The sequence below is a fragment of the Alteromonas sp. DYW1 genome, from assembly GCF_059752595.1.
The window spans coordinates 877,275-896,513 of the sequence record NZ_CM186038.1; the positions used below are offsets into that span (position 1 = coordinate 877,275).

Here is a 19,239-nt window from a genome sequence, read left to right on the forward strand (position 1 = left end):
TGATGAAGCCTCTCATTACCCATGATTTTAAGCATGGTAGAGTCAACCTACATTCGCCTACAGCGCTACTCGCGGCAAGTGGCTTTTTGTGGAATCCACAAATGATGATCCAAATGAGTTGTCGTGGCTACGCGACGAGTCAGTTTATGCAACCTGAGCCGGCAAAGTATTCGTCTGCCCCAATGTTAGAGGCGACGACCTTCATGCAGCCCGAACCACAATATTATGCGCATCATCCGGGGCGTTTTTTCTATGTAAAAGATTTAGACTCCGGTGCCGTGTGCTCTTTGCCTTATGAACCCGTGCGCGCCAGTTTCGATACGTTTACGTTTTCGCAAGGGCAAAGCGACATTCGTTGGGAGATTGAGTGGCGAGCATTGCGCTTTACACTGACCTTAAGTTTACCTGCGCTAGGCACTTATGAAATTTGGCAATTACAGGTACATAATACCGGTAGTGATACCCGGCATATTGCAATTTATCCCTACTTTTCAATCGGCTATCAATCATGGATGAATCAGTCTGCAGAATACAATGAGAAATACTGTGCCGTTGTTGCGCATAAAGTAACGCCTTATCAGAAAGTTGAGGATTATTGGCAGCAAAAACAATTTAAAGAGCTTACCTTTTTTACTTCCTTATACCATCCGGATAGTTGGACGACGAATGCGCAGCAGTTCGAAGGCGAAGGAGGACTGCAACGGCCGAGTGCACTTGCAGAGGCAACGTTGAGTCAGCGTCTCAGCAGGTACGAAAATGCCAGTGCAATTATGCAATTTCGACATACGCTAGCCCCAGAAAGTAAACAAAAACATAGTTTTGCCTTCGGTGCTGCTCATTCTGTGGGGGATATTGGCGAATTACGCAGAACATTGTTTTATCTTAACGATGGCGTGGATAAAGCGAAACGAGCGTATGCAAATTATCTTGCTAGCAGTGAGGGGTGTATTCGCGTTGCTACCGCGCAACCGGTATTTGACCAATATGTCAACCAGTGGTTACCGCGGCAAGTGTTTTACCATGGTGATGTTAATCGTTTGAGTACAGATCCACAAACCCGTAACTATCTGCAAGATCACATGGGGATGGTCTACATTAAGCCGAATGATTTCCGGCGTGCTTTGTTATTCGCCTTAGCACAGCAGAAAAGTAACGGTGAAATGCCTGATGGCATTCGTTTATATCCAGAGGCGAAGTTAAAGTATATCAATCAAATTCCGCATACCGATCATTGTGTATGGCTGGTGGTATGTCTTGCTGCCTACCTTGATGAAACCAATGATTATGCGCTGTTACAGCAAACGGTCAGTTTCGCGGACGATGACAGTAGTCATCCGGTATATGTCCATATTAACCGGGCATTGCGGTGGTTGCTGCAGCAACAGGGAAAAAATGGCCTGCTGTTGATTGCCCAAGGCGACTGGTGCGATCCCATGAACATGGTTGGATACAAGGGGGAAGGCGTGTCAGCTTGGCTCAGTATGGCGTGCGTTTATGCGCTGAATCTTTGGGCAGAGGTGTGTAACCAGCTTGAGTTGTCCGAAGATACCGGTTACTGGCGGGAAAAGAGCCACGAACTAGGTCAATGTATCCAGCGTCAATGCTGGGATGGAGATTGGTTTATTCGAGGTATCACTGATGGTGGTCGACCATTCGGTACCGGCCAATGCGTAGAGGGACAAATTTATCTGAATCCGCAAAGTTGGTCGATCCTTGCTGAAATCGTTACACCTGAGCAAACGCACAAATTACTTCACGCAGTCGAAGCGCGGTTGATGACGCCTTTTGGGGTACAAATGCTTGCACCAGCCTACACTCAGATGGTTGAAGACATTGGTCGCTTAACGCAAAAGTACCCAGGCGTGGCAGAAAACGGTGCGGTATACAATCATGCTGCGGCATTCTATATTTTTGCCTTGTACCAATTACGCGAGGCGGACAAGGCGTTTGCGCTTATCGAGCAGATGTTAATCACCGAGCAGCATTATACTACTTGTGGGCAACTCCCTGTATTTGTGCCAAATTATTTCCGTGGTGCCTATCAGCAGTTGCCGGATAGTGCAGGGCGCTCCAGTCAACTATTTAATACCGGCACGGCGTCTTGGTTATACCGTATTATTGTTGAACAGCTGTTTGGTGTGCGCGGCGAGAGTCAGGGACTGCGTATTGATCCGCAATTGCCAAGCCAGTGGCAGCAGGCAAATATTCATCGCCGTTTTAGAGGTGCTCGGTTTGATATTGATATTCAACGTTCGGACGCAGTCGAGGTAACCCAGCTGGTGCTGAATGGGAAGGTTTTGCAAGATAATCTGATCACTAACATTACGCCCGGTGCTCAATATCAAGTTGCGGTTAAGTTACCGTAGTAAAAATGTGAGTATCCATGCGTGATTTGACCCTAAATTTTGACAAATCCTCCCGTCATTTGTGGGTGGTTATGGGAGTGAGTGGGAGTGGTAAGTCAACCGTTGCAAGGCATATTGCGCAACAGCGAGGTTATGGGTTTCTTGAAGCCGATGATTACCACAGCGCTCAAGCTAAAGCGCAAATGGCGAATGGAACGCCTCTGGACGATAGTGCTCGTGAGCAATGGATAGCACAATTGCTACAAGCAATTAAACGTTTGTCGAGTAGAAATCCAGTAATCGTTATGTCCTGTTCAGCGTTGCGCAGAAAACACCGAGAGCAGATAAGGAAAGGGGGTTTAGCAGCGTCCTTTATTTACTTAAAAGGTGACTCTGTTACGCTAAGTCAGCGCTTAGTTGAACGCACTAATCATTTTTTCCCTACCAGCCTGTTGCAAAGTCAATTGCAAGCGTTGGAAGAACCTGAGGGTGAATTACGGACTTATTGTGTTTCCGTGCAACAGGAGTTAAATCATGTATTACGTCAAGCCATGGCATATGTTGATGCTGCGAAATAGATTACATTATGCGTCGATTGTAATAGCGCTGTTATCATATCTGCATACTGAAAGTGCGGTTGCGTCTCCGGCTGAAGCGGCGGGTGCGATAACCGTTGTGCATACGCCAGTGCCGATTGTCGTGGACGGTAATGCTAACGAACCCGCATGGCAACGCGCTGATTGGCTGCCTATGTCGGAGTTAATTTTAGGTGGTACTCCAGCGCAGAATGATTTCAGCGGGCAATATAAACTGCTATGGGACAAAGGCTATTTGTATTTACTAGCTGCAATACAAGACGATGTGCTCTTTGACCAAAATCCAGATCCACTCAAGGCTTATTGGGATGATGATTGTTTAGAAGTGTTTTTAGATGAAGACGCCTCGGGTGGTGAGCATCAATTTAATCATAATGCTTTTGCTTATCATGTCGCTCTGGATAATCAGGTGGTCGATATTGGGATTGGTGGGGCCGATCAACCTACACGTTTTATTTTATTAAATGACCATATTAGCAGTCGCTGGCAACGCAGTAATCAACCGCCTTACGAAGTCATTTGGGAGCTTGCAATTCGTGTTTTTGATGACTCCTTTGATGACCGAAAGCGCTCAATCCAGCGACCTGTCCAGCTATTCGCTGGCAAGAAAATGGGCTTTATGCTGGCTTATTGTGATAATGACGGTAGTGCCAATCGAGAGCATTTTGTAGGCTCGCATGCAATTGAACCCATCAATGGCGACAAAAACCTAGGGTACAAAACGGCAGATGTATTTGGCGTTATTCAGTTACAAAATCAACAATAGACGTCTTTTAATACACAAAAAGCTCACACGACCATCAACCCTGCAAGGTTACAACGACTGAGCATATTGCAAGCCGCTTGTTGACTGGGTATGGTGTAGCGCATTATCCATAGGGGCGTTGCACAATGAGAAAAATATCCAGTGTGATTGGTTTAGCGGTTTGCAGTGCTATTGCAGGGTGCAGTTCGGTGGGCGAAGCTGACAAAGTGCAGCTAAACTCCTCAACAACTACCATGTCAGTCGATACCGTGAGCTCTCTCGTTGGTGCTTATTTAAAGAACAACAATCTTACGCGTGCAGAAGCATTAATGGCACAAATCAGTGAACAGCAATACTCTGAGTCTTTATGGCGGTATAGCGCAGAAATTGCTTTGCGCAACGATGACATTGTGAGTGCACAGCGTGCTCTCAGTCACGTCACTGAATGCGGTAACCTTGCTTTATTTCATGAGCGCTTTGATACGCCAATTGAATGTATGCAATCGGCACTGATTGATGAGACGGCTACCCAGCAAGACAACATTGATTTTTCACTTAATCAAAATACTGCTGGCTCCCCGCAACAAACACCCATCAGCACCGAGATTTCGACAGCTGATACGGAACCCTCACCCACCGCACGCATGCATGTGATCCAGCTCGGTGAGACTTTCTATCGTCTGTCAAAGCGCTATGGTGTCAGTGTTGCAGAGTTGCAAGCACTGAATCCGCAATTAGATATTAATGCAATCCCTATCGGGGCAGCCGTCCGCATTCGTTAACAACAGCATTCAGCTTGATGTTCGACGCCTCCTATTCGGCTTTCTGTGATATCCTAATTGCGGTTTGAATTATTCAAGAATAACGTTGAATTCCTCTTCTTCTGTCGCATTAGTAGCGGTGTGTATAGGTTACCTTATCGGGCCAATGGGCATGGCTGCTGTAAATGTGGCGATCCCTAATTTGGCGCTTGATCTTGAGGCGAATGCCTCTAAAGTCGCCTGGCTACCGACCATTTATTTGCTGAGTAATGTGGCGTTTATGCTACCTGCAGGCAAGCTTGCTGATATCTATGGGCGCAAACGGGTCTATTCCCTCGGGCTCGTGTGCACCGCAATATCTTCACTCTGCTGTGGCTTTGCTACCAGTATTGATGAAGTTCTCGTGTGGCGGTTTATTCAAGGGATTGCAGGAGCGATGATTTTTGGCACTGGTATTGCCATCGTGACATCGGTGACTCCCACCCACCGACGCGGAAGGGCCTTAGGAATAGTGGCTGCAAGTGTGTACGTTGGGCTGACAATCGCCCCTGCAATCGGTGGTTGGTTAACTCAGCAATGGGGTTGGCGTGCGGTGTTTTTCTTTCAGGTACCCTTTATGTTAGTGCTGAGCCTTTACATTCGTTTGCGTTTAGCCGGCGAGTGGAAGAGTCACCAGCCAGCACGTTTTGACTCGGTTGGAAGCGTAATTTTTATGCTCTTTGCAGGGAGCCTGGTTTACGGTCTCAGTCAAGGCTTGAACGTCTTGGGTGGACTGTGTCTAGTTGTAGCGCTACTCAGTTTGCTGGCGTTTATTGTGCATCAAAAGCAGCATGCTACTCCACTTATTCGTGTTCAGCTATTTGCAGAAAGCCGCCTGTTTAGTTTGTCTTTGCTCACGTCTTTTTTTATGTACGGCAGTAATTTCGCCATTGTTTTTTTGATGAGCCTATATCTGCAATATGTTCAGAACATGTCACCCGCAGAGGCTGGGCAGATACTGTTATTGCAAGCATTGGCGATGGCATTAGTCGCGCCTTTTGCAGGTCGTCTGGCAGATAAATTTGAGCCAAGAGTTTTAGCCACCATGGGGTGTGTCATCGTGGCTATTGGATTTATCATCCTCAGTCAGCTGAGTGCAAGCACCAGTACAAGTGTTATCAGTGCCGCACTGCTGGCTGTAGGGATTGGCTTTGGATTATTCTCAACACCGAACAACAATGCCATTATGGGCGCAGTTGATGAACATGAAGTCGGTGTCGCCTCAGCCTCAATGAATTTGTCGAGAACCATTGGCAACTTGTTTGGAATGAGTGTGGTTAATTTAATTATACAAGCTGAAATGGGGGAGCAGACAATGGCGTCAGCATCGATTGAAGCGATGATGTCCACTATCGCACAAGCGTTCATTTTATCGCTTTCTTTTGTCAGTGTCGCAACTCTAACTTCAATGCTAAGAGGTGCTCAAGCGAGAACGAAAGACTAGCCTGTGCGCTTAAATCAAATTTTCTGATTAGGGCAATCGATTTTATTTACCACACGTTTTCACCATTTCATTCCTATACTTCTAACACTAATTCGTTCATTGCGATGCCTGTCGCAAGAGTGATTGGTCTGCAAGGGGAACTGGTTTTGCTAAACATAGTTTCCCTTTTTCAGCTTAAAAATAATGAAAAGAAACGCAGATAGAAAATACGAGGAAAAGGAATATGAAATTGCAACGTCGATTTTTGAAGACCGCGTTAGCCGGGTTCGTAAGCATGGCTTTCGCGAGCGCACCCGTTATTGCGGAAACTGCCGAAATGACCAAGCCGAAAGGTGCCATGGGCAGCGGCATGGCAAAAATGGGACAACCAAAATCCAACCAGTTTTGGTGGCCGGATCAATTAGATTTATCCCCACTTCGCGATCAAGATTCGCGGTCAAACCCTTACGGGAACGATTTCGACTACGCGCAAGCATTTGCCCGGTTAGATTTGGACGCAGTCAAAGCGGACCTCAACACCTTAATGACAGACTCACAAGATTGGTGGCCTGCAGATTTCGGTAACTACGGACCCTTTTTCATTCGTCTAACCTGGCACAGTGCTGGTACCTACCGAACCCTTGACGGACGTGGTGGTGCAGGCGGTGGTCAAATGCGCTTTGACCCACTCAACAGCTGGCCGGATAACGGCAATTTAGATAAAGCCCGGCGTTTATTGTGGCCGATTAAACAAAAGTACGGTGAGGCACTGTCTTGGTCAGACCTTATGGTATTGGCCGGCACGGTAGCGTTGGAAAATATGGGTTTTGAAACCTATGGTTTTGCTGGTGGTCGAGCTGATGACTGGGAACCTGACTTAGTTTATTGGGGGCCAGAGGTTGAGATGTTAGCCAGTGATCGTGAAACCCGCGATGGCGAATTACAACGTCCGCTTGGTGCGACTCACATGGGATTGATTTACGTAAATCCGGAAGGCCCTAAGGGCAAACCCGATCCGATGGGTTCAGCGAAAAATATTCGTGTAGCCTTTGGTCGCATGGCTATGAACGACGAAGAAACAGTGGCACTCGTTGCGGGTGGGCATACCTTCGGGAAAATGCACGGTGCGCATAAACCATCCGATTGCGTAGGCGTTGAACCAGGCGCGGGTCCAATTGAAGATCAAGGGTTAGGTTGGAAAAACAAATGTGGTAAGGGGCATTCAGAAGATACCGTGACCAGTGGACTTGAAGGGGCCTGGACCCAAATGCCAACCAAGTGGACTTCACTCTACTTGAGTAATCTACTCAACAATGAATGGGTACAAACGCGCAGCCCTGCCGGTGCCATTCAGTGGATCCCCAAAGACGAGGCAATGCATACCGCAGCGCCTGATGCGCATGTTGAAGGCAAACGTAATCCGGTGGTAATGACTACTGCCGACTTAGCGCTTAAAGCCGATCCGGAATATCGCAAGATAGCCGAACGTTTCTTGGCGAATCCTGAGGAGTATCGATTGGCCTTCGCTAAAGCGTGGTACAAATTAACGCACCGTGATATGGGGCCACCGAGTAATTTCTTAGGTAAGTACGTGCCAGAGGAACCACTGATTTGGCAAGATCCGATTGATGCTGAAAGTGTTTCAGATATCGATGACAAAGACGTTACTAAGTTGAAGAAAGCGGTGCTTGATACTGGTTTAAGTGTGCCTGAACTGGTGCGTACTGCTTGGGCATCTGCCGCGAGCTATCGTCACTCTGATATGCGTGGTGGAACCAATGGCGGGCGCTTAGCATTGGCACCGCAAAATTCTTGGGCGGTGAATAATCCAGCAGAGCTGACAAAAGTTATGAACGCATTGAAAGAGGTTCAAGATGATTTCAATGGCGGTATGTTCAATAGCGATAAAGTATCCATGGCAGACCTCATTGTGATTGCTGGCGCGGCTGCGGTTGAAAAAGCTGCCAAAGACGCTGGCTTTGACGTTACCGTACCGGTTAAGCCCGGACGCGGTGATGCGACTCAAGAGCAAACCGATGTGGACTCGTTCGCCTTGCTAGAATTAAAGGCGGATGGTTTCCGTAACTATTTCGATGCTCAAGGAAGCTATGAGTCACCGACCGAAAGCTTGGTTGATAAGGCTGATCAGCTAAACTTAACAGTACCGGAAATGACAGTCCTGGTGGGGGGCATGCGCGCGTTGGATGCCAACTTTAAAGGAATGCAACACGGCGTGCTGACGGATAACCCAGGCACATTGACCAATGATTTCTTCGTCAACCTTTTAGATATGGCGTATGTATGGAAGAAAACTGATGAAGAAGGCGTGTATCAGGCCCTTGAGCGTAGCAGTGGAAATCCGAAATGGACGGCTACGCCGGTAGACCTGATTTTTGGTAGTAACTCTGAATTACGAGCAATAGCTGAAGTGTATGCGTTTGATACGTCGAAGCAGAAGTTTGTTGATGATTTTGTTGCCGCATGGACCAAGGTGATGAACTTAGGTCGCTAAACCAACACAATAAAATGGTAAATCAAACGCCCCGCATTTCGTTGGGGCGTTTTATTATTCAGGTTGAGCTGCAGTAATCGTTACATTAGAGCTTCTGCGCGATAAAAAACTGATAGCCAAATTCGCCAAGCCTCAATTTATACAAATTCACTTCGTGCTGAATGTCGATCACCGCTTGGGCCCCCGCCATTTTTGTTGCAACCTCATCGAGGCGTTGTTCTAGAGGCTCGTAATAGTTTTTCCAAGCCTGTTTGGACAGCGTAAATGTATGCAGCAGTGTATAACCTGCTTTGGCGATTTGTGACCTACGAGTTTCAATAGTCTGCATATCGGGATAATCGCTCTTCCAGTGATTAATAGTGTCTTGACTTGGGGGGTCTGTTAACCAAACTAAATCACTAAACACCAAAACCCCATCGTCTTTGAGTAACGACTTCCATTGCTTTAGTGCGTTTTCGACGCCCATGATATAGGCAGAGGCTTCAGCCCAAATAACGTCAAATTTATCATTGCCAAAATTCAATTCTGTCATGCTGACACACTGGGTTGATACTCGCTCACTCAGGTTATTTTGCTGTATTTTGGCATTTACTATATCTAAAGCGGATGGTTCATTGTCAGTTGCAATAATCTCAGCGCTGGACAATGTTGCGAGTACTAGTGTTGAACTTCCCTTGCCACAGCCGATTTCTAATATCCGTTCTGGATCCTTAGTGAGCGATCGAAATGCTTTAGTTGTATCAGTTGCACTATTCGGGCCCCAATATTCAAGCGTCTCAAATACGCTCATAAAATCTTGTATATATTGATCATGTTCGTTCATGTCTTTTGATAACCATTTGATTCTGAGAGCTTGTTTTTCGTCAAACCCTTGTACTTTCAACCAATCGAGATGTGCATCAGGCGCTATTTCGGCCAGCGTCTCATGCCATGATTTACTACTGTTTTCACCTAATAGGGAAGCCAGCAAAGACAACGACTTTTGTTTTCGCTCGATGTCTTGCTGTAACTGCTCATAACGGACTTTAAGCACAGACTTATCCAGCTTACTGTCAAGGCACGATTTACATTCAGTCAAGGTTAATCCGCCACTTTGTAAATGCTGAATTAAGCGAACTTGCTGTAAGTCTGTTTCGCTGTATACGCGATAGCCGTTGGCTAATCTTTTACTGGAAATCAGATTGAGTTTTTCGTAGTACAGTAACGCTGTTCTGGATAAACCCACCAACGAAGCTAGCTCAGAAATGCGATACACCGACCACTCCATTCACTTTAGATGTGATGTTGAATGTAAACTATAAAGTAATAGACAGGTCAAGTATCAACTTGGCTTGAGACAGCAACGAGTTATAGGTTAGATGTCGCGTTATCCTTTCAGAGCGCGAGAGAAACAGCGGTTTCAGTGTGTAAGTCGGTCAATTTACCACGTACCAAGCGACTTTTCTGCTAAGGTTAGGTTTACGTATAAAGTGCAGAAAGATGAAAGAGTTATATGAGCAGTCCTAATAGTCAAACCGAGTTTCGTTTCCTCGCTGAGCCTACTGATGTGAATTTTGGCGGTAAGGTACATGGTGGCATGGTCATGAAATGGATTGATCAAGCGTCGTATGCCTGTGCCGCGCAGTGGAGCAAGCGCTATTGTGTCACGGTGTCAGCCAATGCGATTCGTTTTATCCGGCCTATACTGGTGGGGCAATTAGTATCCGTAAAGGCGCGTATAGTGCATACCGGAAAAACCAGTATGCACATTTATGTTGTGGTGCGGGCAGGTGATCCCAAAGAAGATAACATTGTGGTCACCAATCGTTGTTTTATCACTTTTATGGCGGTGGATGAGGCGGGTTATCCGGTAGCAGTGCCAGCATTTACTGTTGAGGATGAAGAGGGCAAGCAGTTAGAAAAAGTTGCCATTCATGCAAAGGAGTTTGCCAAGCAATTAGATATGGATTTTGAGCAAACGTTGGGTTGGAAGTAATCGGCGCAATAGCAAGTTTCTACCTCTCTTTGCTTAACCCATTCGCATGATATGCAGACTCAACGTTACAGGCAATAAGCGGACGCTTGAGCGGGGTTCTACCCTATTAAACTGCCATGAGTGACAGAGATTTTGGTCGTTTGGCTTAAGTTAATGTTGCTGTCCTATATCCCATTCTTAGCCACTTAGATAAATTGAGGACGTTTAAATTAATTAAATTTGTAAACGCTTACATTTTTGTGTTTAGATGGTGTAGATCTGGATTTTCGACAAAATGTGAGGCTGGAAGGCAATGGTTATAGTTAGGGCATTAGTGCAAAATAAACTTCGTCTTTTTACAATTGGTCTTGCAGTTTTTTGGGGTAGTGCTTGTAGCGTTGAGATGGCTAGTGGAGAGAGTTCTCTAATTGTACAAAGTCTAAACACATTGCCCAATGCAACCACTATTAAAATTAATCAAATAGGTTATTTGCCTACACTGCCAAAAATCGCAGTAGTGTCAGATACGCCAGCACACCGCTTTAAAGTGATAGATACCACTACCGGTGCAGTTGCTATGCAAGGCGACTTATCTGCCGCTGCTAATTGGGCACCTGCTGCGCATACTGTAAAGTTAGCTGATTTTACTGCCTTAACGACACCTGGCACTTATCAGCTTGTCGTCGATGGTGTTTTACCATCAGAGCATTTCGTTATTGCACAAAACAGTTTTATTGCGCTGCATGATGCGGCATTGAAAGCCTACTACTTCAATCGTGCGAGCATGGAACTTTTGCAGGAACACGCAGGTGATTGGCACCGGCCAATGGGGCATCCTGATGATAAGGTCATGGTTCATCGATCAGCGGTTTCTGGACAAAGAACCGAAGGCACTATTATCGACTCATCAAAAGGCTGGTACGACGCGGGTGACTACAACAAATACATCGTCAATAGTGGAATTTCTACTTATACACTGCTACTCGCTTACCAACATTATCCTGAGTTTTACGCAAATCATGATGGTCAAATTCCAGAATCGCAAAATGTAATTCCCGATATTTTAGATGAAGTCATGTGGAATCTAGAGTGGATGGAAACGATGCAAGATCCCAATGACGGGGGCGTGTATCACAAACTAACCACGCAACAGTTTGCGGGTAAAGTGATGCCGCATGAAGCTAATGCGCAGCGTTATGTTGTGCAAAAAGGTACTGGAGCTGCACTTAATTTTGCGGCAGTGATGGCAAGGGCTAGTCGGGTGTATCACCAATTTCCAGAGTTTTCTACAAATGCTCGACGCTATCAAGACGCTGCAGTTAGAGCTTATTCTTGGGCGATTGCCAATCCTAATGTGCCTTATAAACAACCCCCTGATATCCAAACGGGTCAATATGAAGATGTTGATTTTGCTGGCGAGTTTACTTGGGCTGCAGTAGAGCTTTATCTGTTAACGGGTGAGAAAGAGTATCTAGATACGTTTAATCAGAATGCAGCAGCACCAACAGTCCCAGGGTGGCAAGATACCATGAGCTTGGGCTACATCTCGTTACTATCAGATGGCAAAAATTTATTAGGGTCTGACGCGTATACTGCAATTAAAGCACGTTTTCTGGAATTGGCTGACGGGATTTCGAATACCCATCAGCACTCTGCCTATCGCACAGCCATGGTTCCAGAGGATTTTGTCTGGGGCAGTAATTCGGTGGCTATGAATAAAGCACTGATAGCAATTCAAGCATACAAGTTAACCGACAATAGCGCTTATTTGGATGCTGCAGTAGGCTTGACAGACTATGTGTTAGGCAAAAACCCAACCGCATATTCTTATGTAACTGGCTATGGAACACATTCGCCGATGGATCCTCATCATCGTCAATCGGCTGCAGACGCCGTGAACGATCCTGTGCCAGGCTTTTTAGTTGGGGGGCCACATTTAGGTAAACAAGATAACTGTAATTACACCGGAGCTCAGGCGGCAGATACCTACATTGACGATTGGTGTAGCTATGCTACCAACGAAGTAACTATCAATTGGAATGCGCCACTGGTTTATGCCCTAGCGGCGCTGCACAATCTACAATAATCCGAGAGTCGTGTGTCGGACAGCTAGCTCGGGACGTTGCCAGATTTCCAATCGTCGGTTGGCCCGTAGACTACGCATCTAAAGCCACAAAGAACCATTCAGAACAGCAATCATGGATGCAGTTTAATCTAACGATAAACTATCGAATCGGTTGTTGACTGCAGAGACTGTGAAAAATCACAGAAAATTTTACTTAAGAGCAAAATAGTTGAAGGCTTTTGCCTAGCCGTAGCCAAATAGGCTGCAGCAGTCAGTTTTGTTAACGAAATAATGAAAAGGCTTACATTTTGTTAAAATATTGTTGCAATCGTCATTTTTACGGCCTAATATCAAAAAGTGTGGCTGGTCTTTTATTTTATTCCACTCCAACGCCACCTCGATAGATTCAAAAAACAAGGGAAAGAAACAAATAAAATATAAGTTCAAATAAAAATGTAAGCGCTTACTATTGAGTAAAAATGTAAGCGCTTACTAAATAAAAGAATACAACTGATTCAACGTCTAAATAGTTTGCAAGACACCTTGACTTGGAAGGACATAGAGATGAAAAAACGCAACAGCAAAAACGCCGGTCACTGTCGAGATATCGAGTGGTCACCCTTTAAAAAATCATTGTTAGCGGTATGTGTTGGTGCGGCCACGATGAATGCTCCTGTCTTTGCGCAGGAAACGCAAGACAATAAAACGGACGAAATCGAAGAACGCATTGAGGTGCGAGGTCAACGCCTGAGTTTGACCGAAGCACAAGAAATTAAGCGCAATGCTGATACGTTCGTTGATGCCATCTCTGCGTCTGACTTAGGTGCATTACCTGATGCCAGTGTGGTCGAAGCATTGCAGCGGGTGCCTGGTATTGCAATTGAGCGTTTTGCTGCGCCAGATGATCCTGACCACTTCTCCACCGAAGGTAGTGACGCTACCTTACGCGGACTTCCGCAAACGCGAACTGGCATTAACGGTCGCGATAGCGTTGCCGCTGATTCTTCAAACGGACTCGGTTTTGATGATATTTCTCCTCAACTACTCGGTAGCGTTGAAATATTTAAGAATCAAACCGCGGATATGATTGAAGGCGGTATTGCCGGTACCATCAACCTGAACACCCGCAAACCATTCGATAGTTCGTCGCGATTAATGAGTTTTGAAATTCAGCGCAGTGAGGGGAATTTGTCCGAAGAGCCTGAATTTGGATTCTCTGGTTTGTACTCAGATATTTTTGATGTCGATGGTGGTGAGATTGGCTTTTTAGTTAGTCACAGCGATGTTGATCTGACGTTTCGTGCTGATGGCTCTGAGTTAGGTCAGCATAATTTAGTGGCAGATGCCGCGGGTGCCGGTCAGGACCGTTACGTCCCTATCAATGCGGGTATCCGTTCGACTACCACTGAGCGAGGTCGCGAGGCATCTTCTGCTTCATTACAGTATCAAAATACTACGGAAACCTTGTTCTTAACCGCAGAGTATATTCGCTCGGATTCACAAACTAAATGGCTTGAGTATGCGTTCTTTTCTGATGACCAGGCCTATGGCAGCTTAGCTGATGATGTGGTTTTTGATGATGTATCATTTCGCAGTGGCACATTGCTCAATTTGCAAAGCGGTATTGGGCCACAAACGCGCCAGAGTAATGCCGAAGAATTGCTCGAAGAATTCACCTTCAATGCGCAATACCAATTGAATGATGATCTGCGCATTGAGTTTGATATTCAGCACGTACAGGCTTCAACCGATATTGTCGATGTATCTATCTTCGGTGGTTTTATTCCAAGCTCCGGTAGTGGTATCAACATTCAGGTGGGTGCACAAGGTGATACGCCAGTAGTCGACTTTTTACCACCGAGCACTACAGCACAGAGTAGTCAGGAATACTTTAGCGACCCGAGTAACTATTTCTATCGTGCGGCGATGGATCATTTAGAGGAATCTGAAGGTGACCAAACGGCTTTTCAATTCGATGTAGACTACGAGCTTGAGCACGAATATCTCGATTCTTTGGAAGTTGGTGCGCGTTACGCTGAGCGTGATCAAACTACCCGATGGTCCACTTATAATTGGCAAAATCTGTCTGAAGAATGGGCTGGTGGCTGGGTTGATTTTAATGGTGACCAACGCGCACCATCGTGGGATGGTGACCCATTTGGCGATATCGGTGACGTTGCTATCGCAGCCCCTGTGCAATTTGGTTTCGACGGTTTCCACAACGGTAACGCCGGTGGTGCAGTCAATGCGTTATTTGCTAACCCAAGTCTGGTTTCGAGTTATGGCAATTTTATTCAAGGACTATCCGGTTTCGGTCGAGCGCCATTGTCAGCGCGTGATGGTGTAGTAGAAGGAACCAGCTATCTGCCGGGTGAAGTAAACCGTGTGACAGAGGAGAATACGGCGCTCTATGTCAAGCTGAATTTTGGCGGTGATTCGCGTTGGTCAGGCAACGTCGGGCTGCGTTATGTGAATGTAGAGACAAGCGTTGAGGGTGGTGAAAATTACCCTTTACAAACGTCAGCAAATCTACAATTGACACCTGAGCAAATCGCTTTCTTTAATGGTGATAGCATTCTGGCTTCCACTAGCAGCAGCTACTCAACAGTCTTGCCCAGTTTCAATGTGAAATATCTGATTGGTGACGATTTGATCGCGCGTTTTGCTTTTTCAAAATCTATCGCGTTTGCTGACTCAGGTAATTTACGTTACAACTTCAACTATACCGCAGATACTGTCAGTATTGATCCCAACGACCCGCAATCACCTGTGGTACTTGATAATATTGAGCGTCGCAGTGGTAACCCATTCTTAGATCCCATGGAGTCAACGGACTTTGACTTGTCGCTAGAATGGTATTTTGACGATTCAGATTCACTCTCGGTCGGAATATTCCATAAATCGATTGAGGGATTCTTCTCCAATGATACCTTTGTGCAGAATGTTACTCATAATGGCGTGACCTTGCCTGTCAATGTTGCGACGACGATCAACGTGGGCGATGGTGATTTGCGCGGATTTGAACTTTCTTATCAGCAGTTCTTTGATGAGTTACCAGGTTTATTTTCAAATCTAGGTGTGCAGTTTAACGCTACCTTGCTGAAAGAAAGCGGTGTGCCCAATCAGAACACACGGCCTAATCAATCGGGTAGTCCAGATGATGTATCGCGCACGGAGTTACCATTCGATAACTTGCCACTGCAGGGATTATCAGAGCGCACTTACAATTTTGTTGGTATGTATGAAGATGACAATATTCAGGCCCGGATTGCCTATAACTATCGTTCGGATTACCTATTGACCATTCGTCAGGTCAACTTAGGCGTTCCGATCTTCAATGAAGCGCGGGGGCAAGTTGATGCGTCGATTTTCTATAACTTAACCGACGAGTTACAGATTGGTGTTCAAGGGCAGAATTTAACGGAGTCTGAATCGAATACTCGGATGCAAGTTAATAACGAAGGTGACACAGTGGTGCGAAGTTCATTTACCAATGACCGCCGGATTGCCCTTATCCTAAGAGGTTCATTCTAGGTTCTGTGTGTGTTGGGGGCTGATGTTTAGCCCCCTTTATTTTTCAAGCGCAAGTCCAGCTTTCATTGGCAGCCAGCAAGCTGCTAAGCTGGCGAATAAAAATGGTTTCTCAATTAGTCTATCAAAATCACCTTCGTCAGGGCTGTCGTAAGTATGCAAGACAACGCGATTAAATCAATTATTATTGTTGGTGGAGGTACGGCTGGCTGGATGACTGCGGCCGCTCTGGCGAATTTGCTAACTGATACTAAAATCACTTTGATTGAATCAGACCGAATTGGAACTGTGGGGGTGGGAGAGGCAACGCTACCGCACTTGCGCTACTTCATTCAACGCTTGGGGATTGACGAACAAGCGTTTATGCGGGCAACCAACGCAACCTATAAAACTGGCATTGAATTTATTAACTGGGGGCGTATAGGTGATGCTTATATTCACCCTTTTGGTGATTTTGGTCACCCCATTAAAGGGGTCGACTTTCATCATTATTATGTGAAGTTACGCCAACACGGTCTTGCTAAGCCAATAGGCAATTATTCACTTCCTGTTTTAGCCTCGAAAGCGCAGAAATTCGCTTATCCAAGCACGGATGAACAATCAATACTTGCCACTTTCTCATATGCGTTTCATATGGACGCTGGGTTATTCGCCAAGTATTTGCGCACCTATTCTGAACAACGAGGTGTCATCCGTCAGGAGGGCACCGTGAGCAGTGTGAGGCAGCATAAAGACAATGGATTCATTCGATCGATAACCCTTGAAAACGGCACAGAGCTAAGTGCAGACTTCTTCATCGATTGTTCAGGGTTTAGAGGTTTATTGATTGAAGAGTGTTTAAACACTGGGTATGACGATTGGCGGCATTGGTTGCCCTGTGATCGAGCTATCGCAATTCCTACTCAATCCACAGCGCCTCCCTTACCGTATACGCAGGCAACGGCTCGGCAGGCGGGTTGGCAGTGGCGGATCCCACTGCAAAACCGGGTTGGTAATGGACACATTTATTCAAGCCCTTATTTGGATGATGAAGCAGCGCTAGAAACCCTACTTAAAAACCTCGATGGCAAACCGATAGCAGAGCCTAACTTCCTGCGCTTTACTACCGGTAAACGTAAGAAAACTTGGCATAAGAACTGTGTAGCCATTGGGCTCTCGGCTGGGTTTCTGGAGCCTTTGGAAAGTACCAGTATTCATTTAATTCAACTGGGTATTATGAAGTTGCTCGATTTCTTTCCAGATAAACATTGTGATCCCGTGCGAACGGATGAGTACAATCGTATGATGCAATTGGAGTTTGAACGTTTACGCGATTTCTTAGTTCTGCATTACCACGCGACCCAGCGCGACGAAACCGAGTTTTGGAATTACGTTAGAACGATGCCGTTGCCAGCAGGGCTTGAACACAAAATCAACTTGTTCAAACAGCGTGGTCGCGTTGTGCAATACACTGAGGGGTTATTCCTCAAGGCGAGCTGGATAGCAGTTTACCTAGGACAAGGTATTATCCCCGAAAACTATGATTGGCAAATTGATTCCTTACCCACAGAGCAGATTGCGCTGTGTCTTAAGACTATTGAGTCTGACGTTAGACAAGCCGTCTCACAAATGCCAATGCATGCTGAAAGCTTAGCGCGTCATTGTAATCTTGCGCGAGGTTGGCAAACACCACCGCCACCCGCTAAATTAAGCTTGTATGGACATTAGCAGATTGATGGAACAGACTCAAAATAGGCCGTTAAATACTATCGCAATTGTGGGCAACGGACTGCATGCTTGGACCATTGCTGCATGCCTAGCCCGCAGATTGTATAAAACCCCGACCAAAGTCGTGGTATGCAACCAGCCAAACACCTCACCAGACAGTCTTGGTGAGTCGACCTTACCTGCTATACATTATTTTCATCGCGTGCTTGGCCTCCAAGAGCATCAACTGATGGCAGTTGCAAAAGGGACCTATAAATTAGCGACTGAATATTCATTTGCAGCACATACTTCCTTTTATCACTCCATGAGCGCTTATGGCACAGTGATCAACAATGTTGCTTTTCAACATCACCTTAGTAAGGCGCGGCTGTCTGGTGTGTCAATCGATTTGGACCGATACTCCTTGCCCGCTGTTGCTGCTCGGCTTGGTAAATTTGGTATTCCCTCGGCCGAATATAAATCCATACCTTTCGCTTATGGCATGCATTTGGATACTCACCGCTACGCTGCCGGAATGAAAGACTTTGCGTGCAAACTGGGAGTTACTGAAGTGAGTGGTTCGATCAAGGCAGTAACAACTTTTGCAGTTGCTGATGGCGATAAGATGAAAAATCAACACATCCGATCCATTGAATTTGATGCGGATAAAATATTGGAGGCTGATCTTTTCATTGATTGCACCGACACGGGGCAATTGATCCATCATTCGTTAAATAACAACTATATTGACTATAGTCATTTTCTGCCGTGTGACCAGAGTATTCAATTTGCTATTGAGCCTGAAAAAAATCCTCAAGCCGTAACGCAAGTTAAACCGCATGAAAATGGCTTTTGGCTTAGATTTCCGTTGCAAGATTGTGGTGTTTGTGAATACCACTTCGATAGCAGTCAGTTAACTAAAGAGCAAGCCTTGGAGTCACTCAAGTTGAGTGAAATCGTTGGCGCAAGGATCATTCATCAAGAGCACAAGCCACGGCGTATTGAAACCTTTTGGTCAGGCAATTGTGTTGCTATGGGAGATGCTGCTGGAAGCTTGGGCCGCAATGCTGTTAGCAATTTTCATTTGGTACAGTCTGCCGTGTTGCGGTTGGTCGATTTGTTGCCAGACATGGCATTAAATGAAAGCGCTATTTGTGCTAGTCGAGATGAATATAATTATCTTTGCTACGAAGAGTATGACCGATTATTAGACTATCAATGTGCTTACTTTGCGCTAATAGCTAGAGACTCAAAAGTGGTGGACTCTCCCTTTTGGCAGAAATGCCAAACGGCAAAATTACCTGATTCATTGACGCATAAGATGAGGTTGTTCAAGCATACTGGGCGGTTCCCCTTCTATGAGCGAGAAACCTTTGCAGAAAAAACCTGGATATCGTTATTTCTGGGGCTAGGCCTTTGGCCACATCAATACGACCGTTTGTTAGATGTACAGCGACATTCGGCACAGGATAGCCGCAAAGTTTGTGAGCAACTGGCAAATTCTTTTGCCCAGGTTTGTTCTCAAATGCCGTCACACCGTGAATATTTACAGCGCCATTGTGGTGCTAAATAGGAGTCAACT

Annotated in this window: 12 protein-coding genes; 11 read left to right on the forward strand and 1 reads right to left on the reverse strand. The window is 45.8% G+C overall.

Features of this window, described 5'->3' with window-relative positions; genetic code table 11:
• Positions 1-2: 2 nt before the first annotated feature.
• The 6 genes from AC121Z_RS03970 (at position 3) to katG (ending at position 8,421) form a co-directional block, all read left to right on the forward strand.
• Positions 3-2,366 carry a GH36-type glycosyl hydrolase domain-containing protein gene (locus AC121Z_RS03970; RefSeq protein WP_498128143.1) on the forward strand — a complete coding sequence of 788 codons (2,364 nt, stop codon included), beginning with the start codon at positions 3-5 and terminating at the stop codon, positions 2,364-2,366.
• Positions 2,367-2,383: 17 nt separating this feature from the next.
• Positions 2,384-2,923: a gluconokinase gene (locus AC121Z_RS03975; protein WP_498126859.1), complete on the forward strand. Its 540-nt coding sequence runs from the start codon at positions 2,384-2,386 to the stop codon at positions 2,921-2,923.
• Complete coding sequence (locus tag AC121Z_RS03980; RefSeq protein WP_498126861.1) at positions 2,880-3,707, forward strand: sugar-binding protein; 828 nt, start codon at positions 2,880-2,882, stop codon at positions 3,705-3,707. Before AC121Z_RS03975 ends, AC121Z_RS03980 begins: the two co-directional genes overlap by 44 nt.
• A 125-nt stretch (positions 3,708-3,832) precedes the next feature.
• Positions 3,833-4,468 carry a LysM peptidoglycan-binding domain-containing protein gene (locus AC121Z_RS03985; RefSeq protein ID WP_498126862.1) on the forward strand — a complete coding sequence of 212 codons (636 nt, stop codon included), beginning with the start codon at positions 3,833-3,835 and terminating at the stop codon, positions 4,466-4,468.
• A gap of 151 nt (positions 4,469-4,619) precedes the next feature.
• Positions 4,620-5,930: an MFS transporter gene (locus AC121Z_RS03990; RefSeq protein ID WP_498126864.1), complete on the forward strand. Its 1,311-nt coding sequence runs from the start codon at positions 4,620-4,622 to the stop codon at positions 5,928-5,930.
• Positions 5,931-6,153: 223 nt separating this feature from the next.
• Entirely contained in the window at positions 6,154-8,421 is a 2,268-nt protein-coding gene (gene katG / locus AC121Z_RS03995) for a catalase/peroxidase HPI (RefSeq protein ID WP_498126865.1), read from the forward strand.
• Positions 8,422-8,506: 85 nt separating this feature from the next.
• Here katG and AC121Z_RS04000 read toward each other — a convergent pair whose 3' ends face one another.
• Positions 8,507-9,676 (reverse strand): MerR family transcriptional regulator, encoded by a 1,170-nt coding sequence (locus AC121Z_RS04000; RefSeq protein WP_498126869.1) that lies wholly within the window; start codon positions 9,674-9,676, stop codon positions 8,507-8,509.
• 237 nt (positions 9,677-9,913) lie between these two features.
• Between AC121Z_RS04000 and AC121Z_RS04005 the strand changes: the two genes are divergently transcribed.
• From AC121Z_RS04005 to AC121Z_RS04025, 5 genes are all read left to right on the forward strand, one after another.
• Positions 9,914-10,396 carry an acyl-CoA thioesterase gene (locus tag AC121Z_RS04005; RefSeq protein WP_498126870.1) on the forward strand — a complete coding sequence of 161 codons (483 nt, stop codon included), beginning with the start codon at positions 9,914-9,916 and terminating at the stop codon, positions 10,394-10,396.
• Positions 10,397-10,709: 313 nt separating this feature from the next.
• Entirely contained in the window at positions 10,710-12,461 is a 1,752-nt protein-coding gene (locus AC121Z_RS04010; protein WP_498126872.1) for a glycoside hydrolase family 9 protein, read from the forward strand.
• Positions 12,462-13,004: 543 nt separating this feature from the next.
• Entirely contained in the window at positions 13,005-15,974 is a 2,970-nt protein-coding gene (locus tag AC121Z_RS04015) for a TonB-dependent receptor (protein ID WP_498126873.1), read from the forward strand.
• A gap of 153 nt (positions 15,975-16,127) precedes the next feature.
• On the forward strand, positions 16,128-17,678 hold the full coding sequence (locus AC121Z_RS04020; RefSeq protein WP_498126874.1) for a tryptophan halogenase family protein: 1,551 nt from the start codon (positions 16,128-16,130) through the stop codon (positions 17,676-17,678).
• A 7-nt stretch (positions 17,679-17,685) separates the two neighbouring features.
• Entirely contained in the window at positions 17,686-19,230 is a 1,545-nt protein-coding gene (locus AC121Z_RS04025) for a tryptophan 7-halogenase (protein WP_498126875.1), read from the forward strand.
• Positions 19,231-19,239 lie beyond the last annotated feature (9 nt).

Coding starts and splice junctions, on each gene's coding strand:
- AC121Z_RS03970 (WP_498128143.1), top strand. CDS start 3: ATGAAGCCTCTCATTACCCATGATTTTAAGCATGGTAGAGTCAACCTA.
- AC121Z_RS03975 (WP_498126859.1), top strand. CDS start 2,384: ATGCGTGATTTGACCCTAAATTTTGACAAATCCTCCCGTCATTTGTGG.
- AC121Z_RS03980 (WP_498126861.1), top strand. CDS start 2,880: ATGTATTACGTCAAGCCATGGCATATGTTGATGCTGCGAAATAGATTA.
- AC121Z_RS03985 (WP_498126862.1), top strand. CDS start 3,833: ATGAGAAAAATATCCAGTGTGATTGGTTTAGCGGTTTGCAGTGCTATT.
- AC121Z_RS03990 (WP_498126864.1), top strand. CDS start 4,620: ATGGCTGCTGTAAATGTGGCGATCCCTAATTTGGCGCTTGATCTTGAG.
- katG (WP_498126865.1), top strand. CDS start 6,154: ATGAAATTGCAACGTCGATTTTTGAAGACCGCGTTAGCCGGGTTCGTA.
- AC121Z_RS04005 (WP_498126870.1), top strand. CDS start 9,914: ATGAGCAGTCCTAATAGTCAAACCGAGTTTCGTTTCCTCGCTGAGCCT.
- AC121Z_RS04015 (WP_498126873.1), top strand. CDS start 13,005: ATGAAAAAACGCAACAGCAAAAACGCCGGTCACTGTCGAGATATCGAG.
- AC121Z_RS04020 (WP_498126874.1), top strand. CDS start 16,128: ATGCAAGACAACGCGATTAAATCAATTATTATTGTTGGTGGAGGTACG.
- AC121Z_RS04025 (WP_498126875.1), top strand. CDS start 17,686: ATGGAACAGACTCAAAATAGGCCGTTAAATACTATCGCAATTGTGGGC.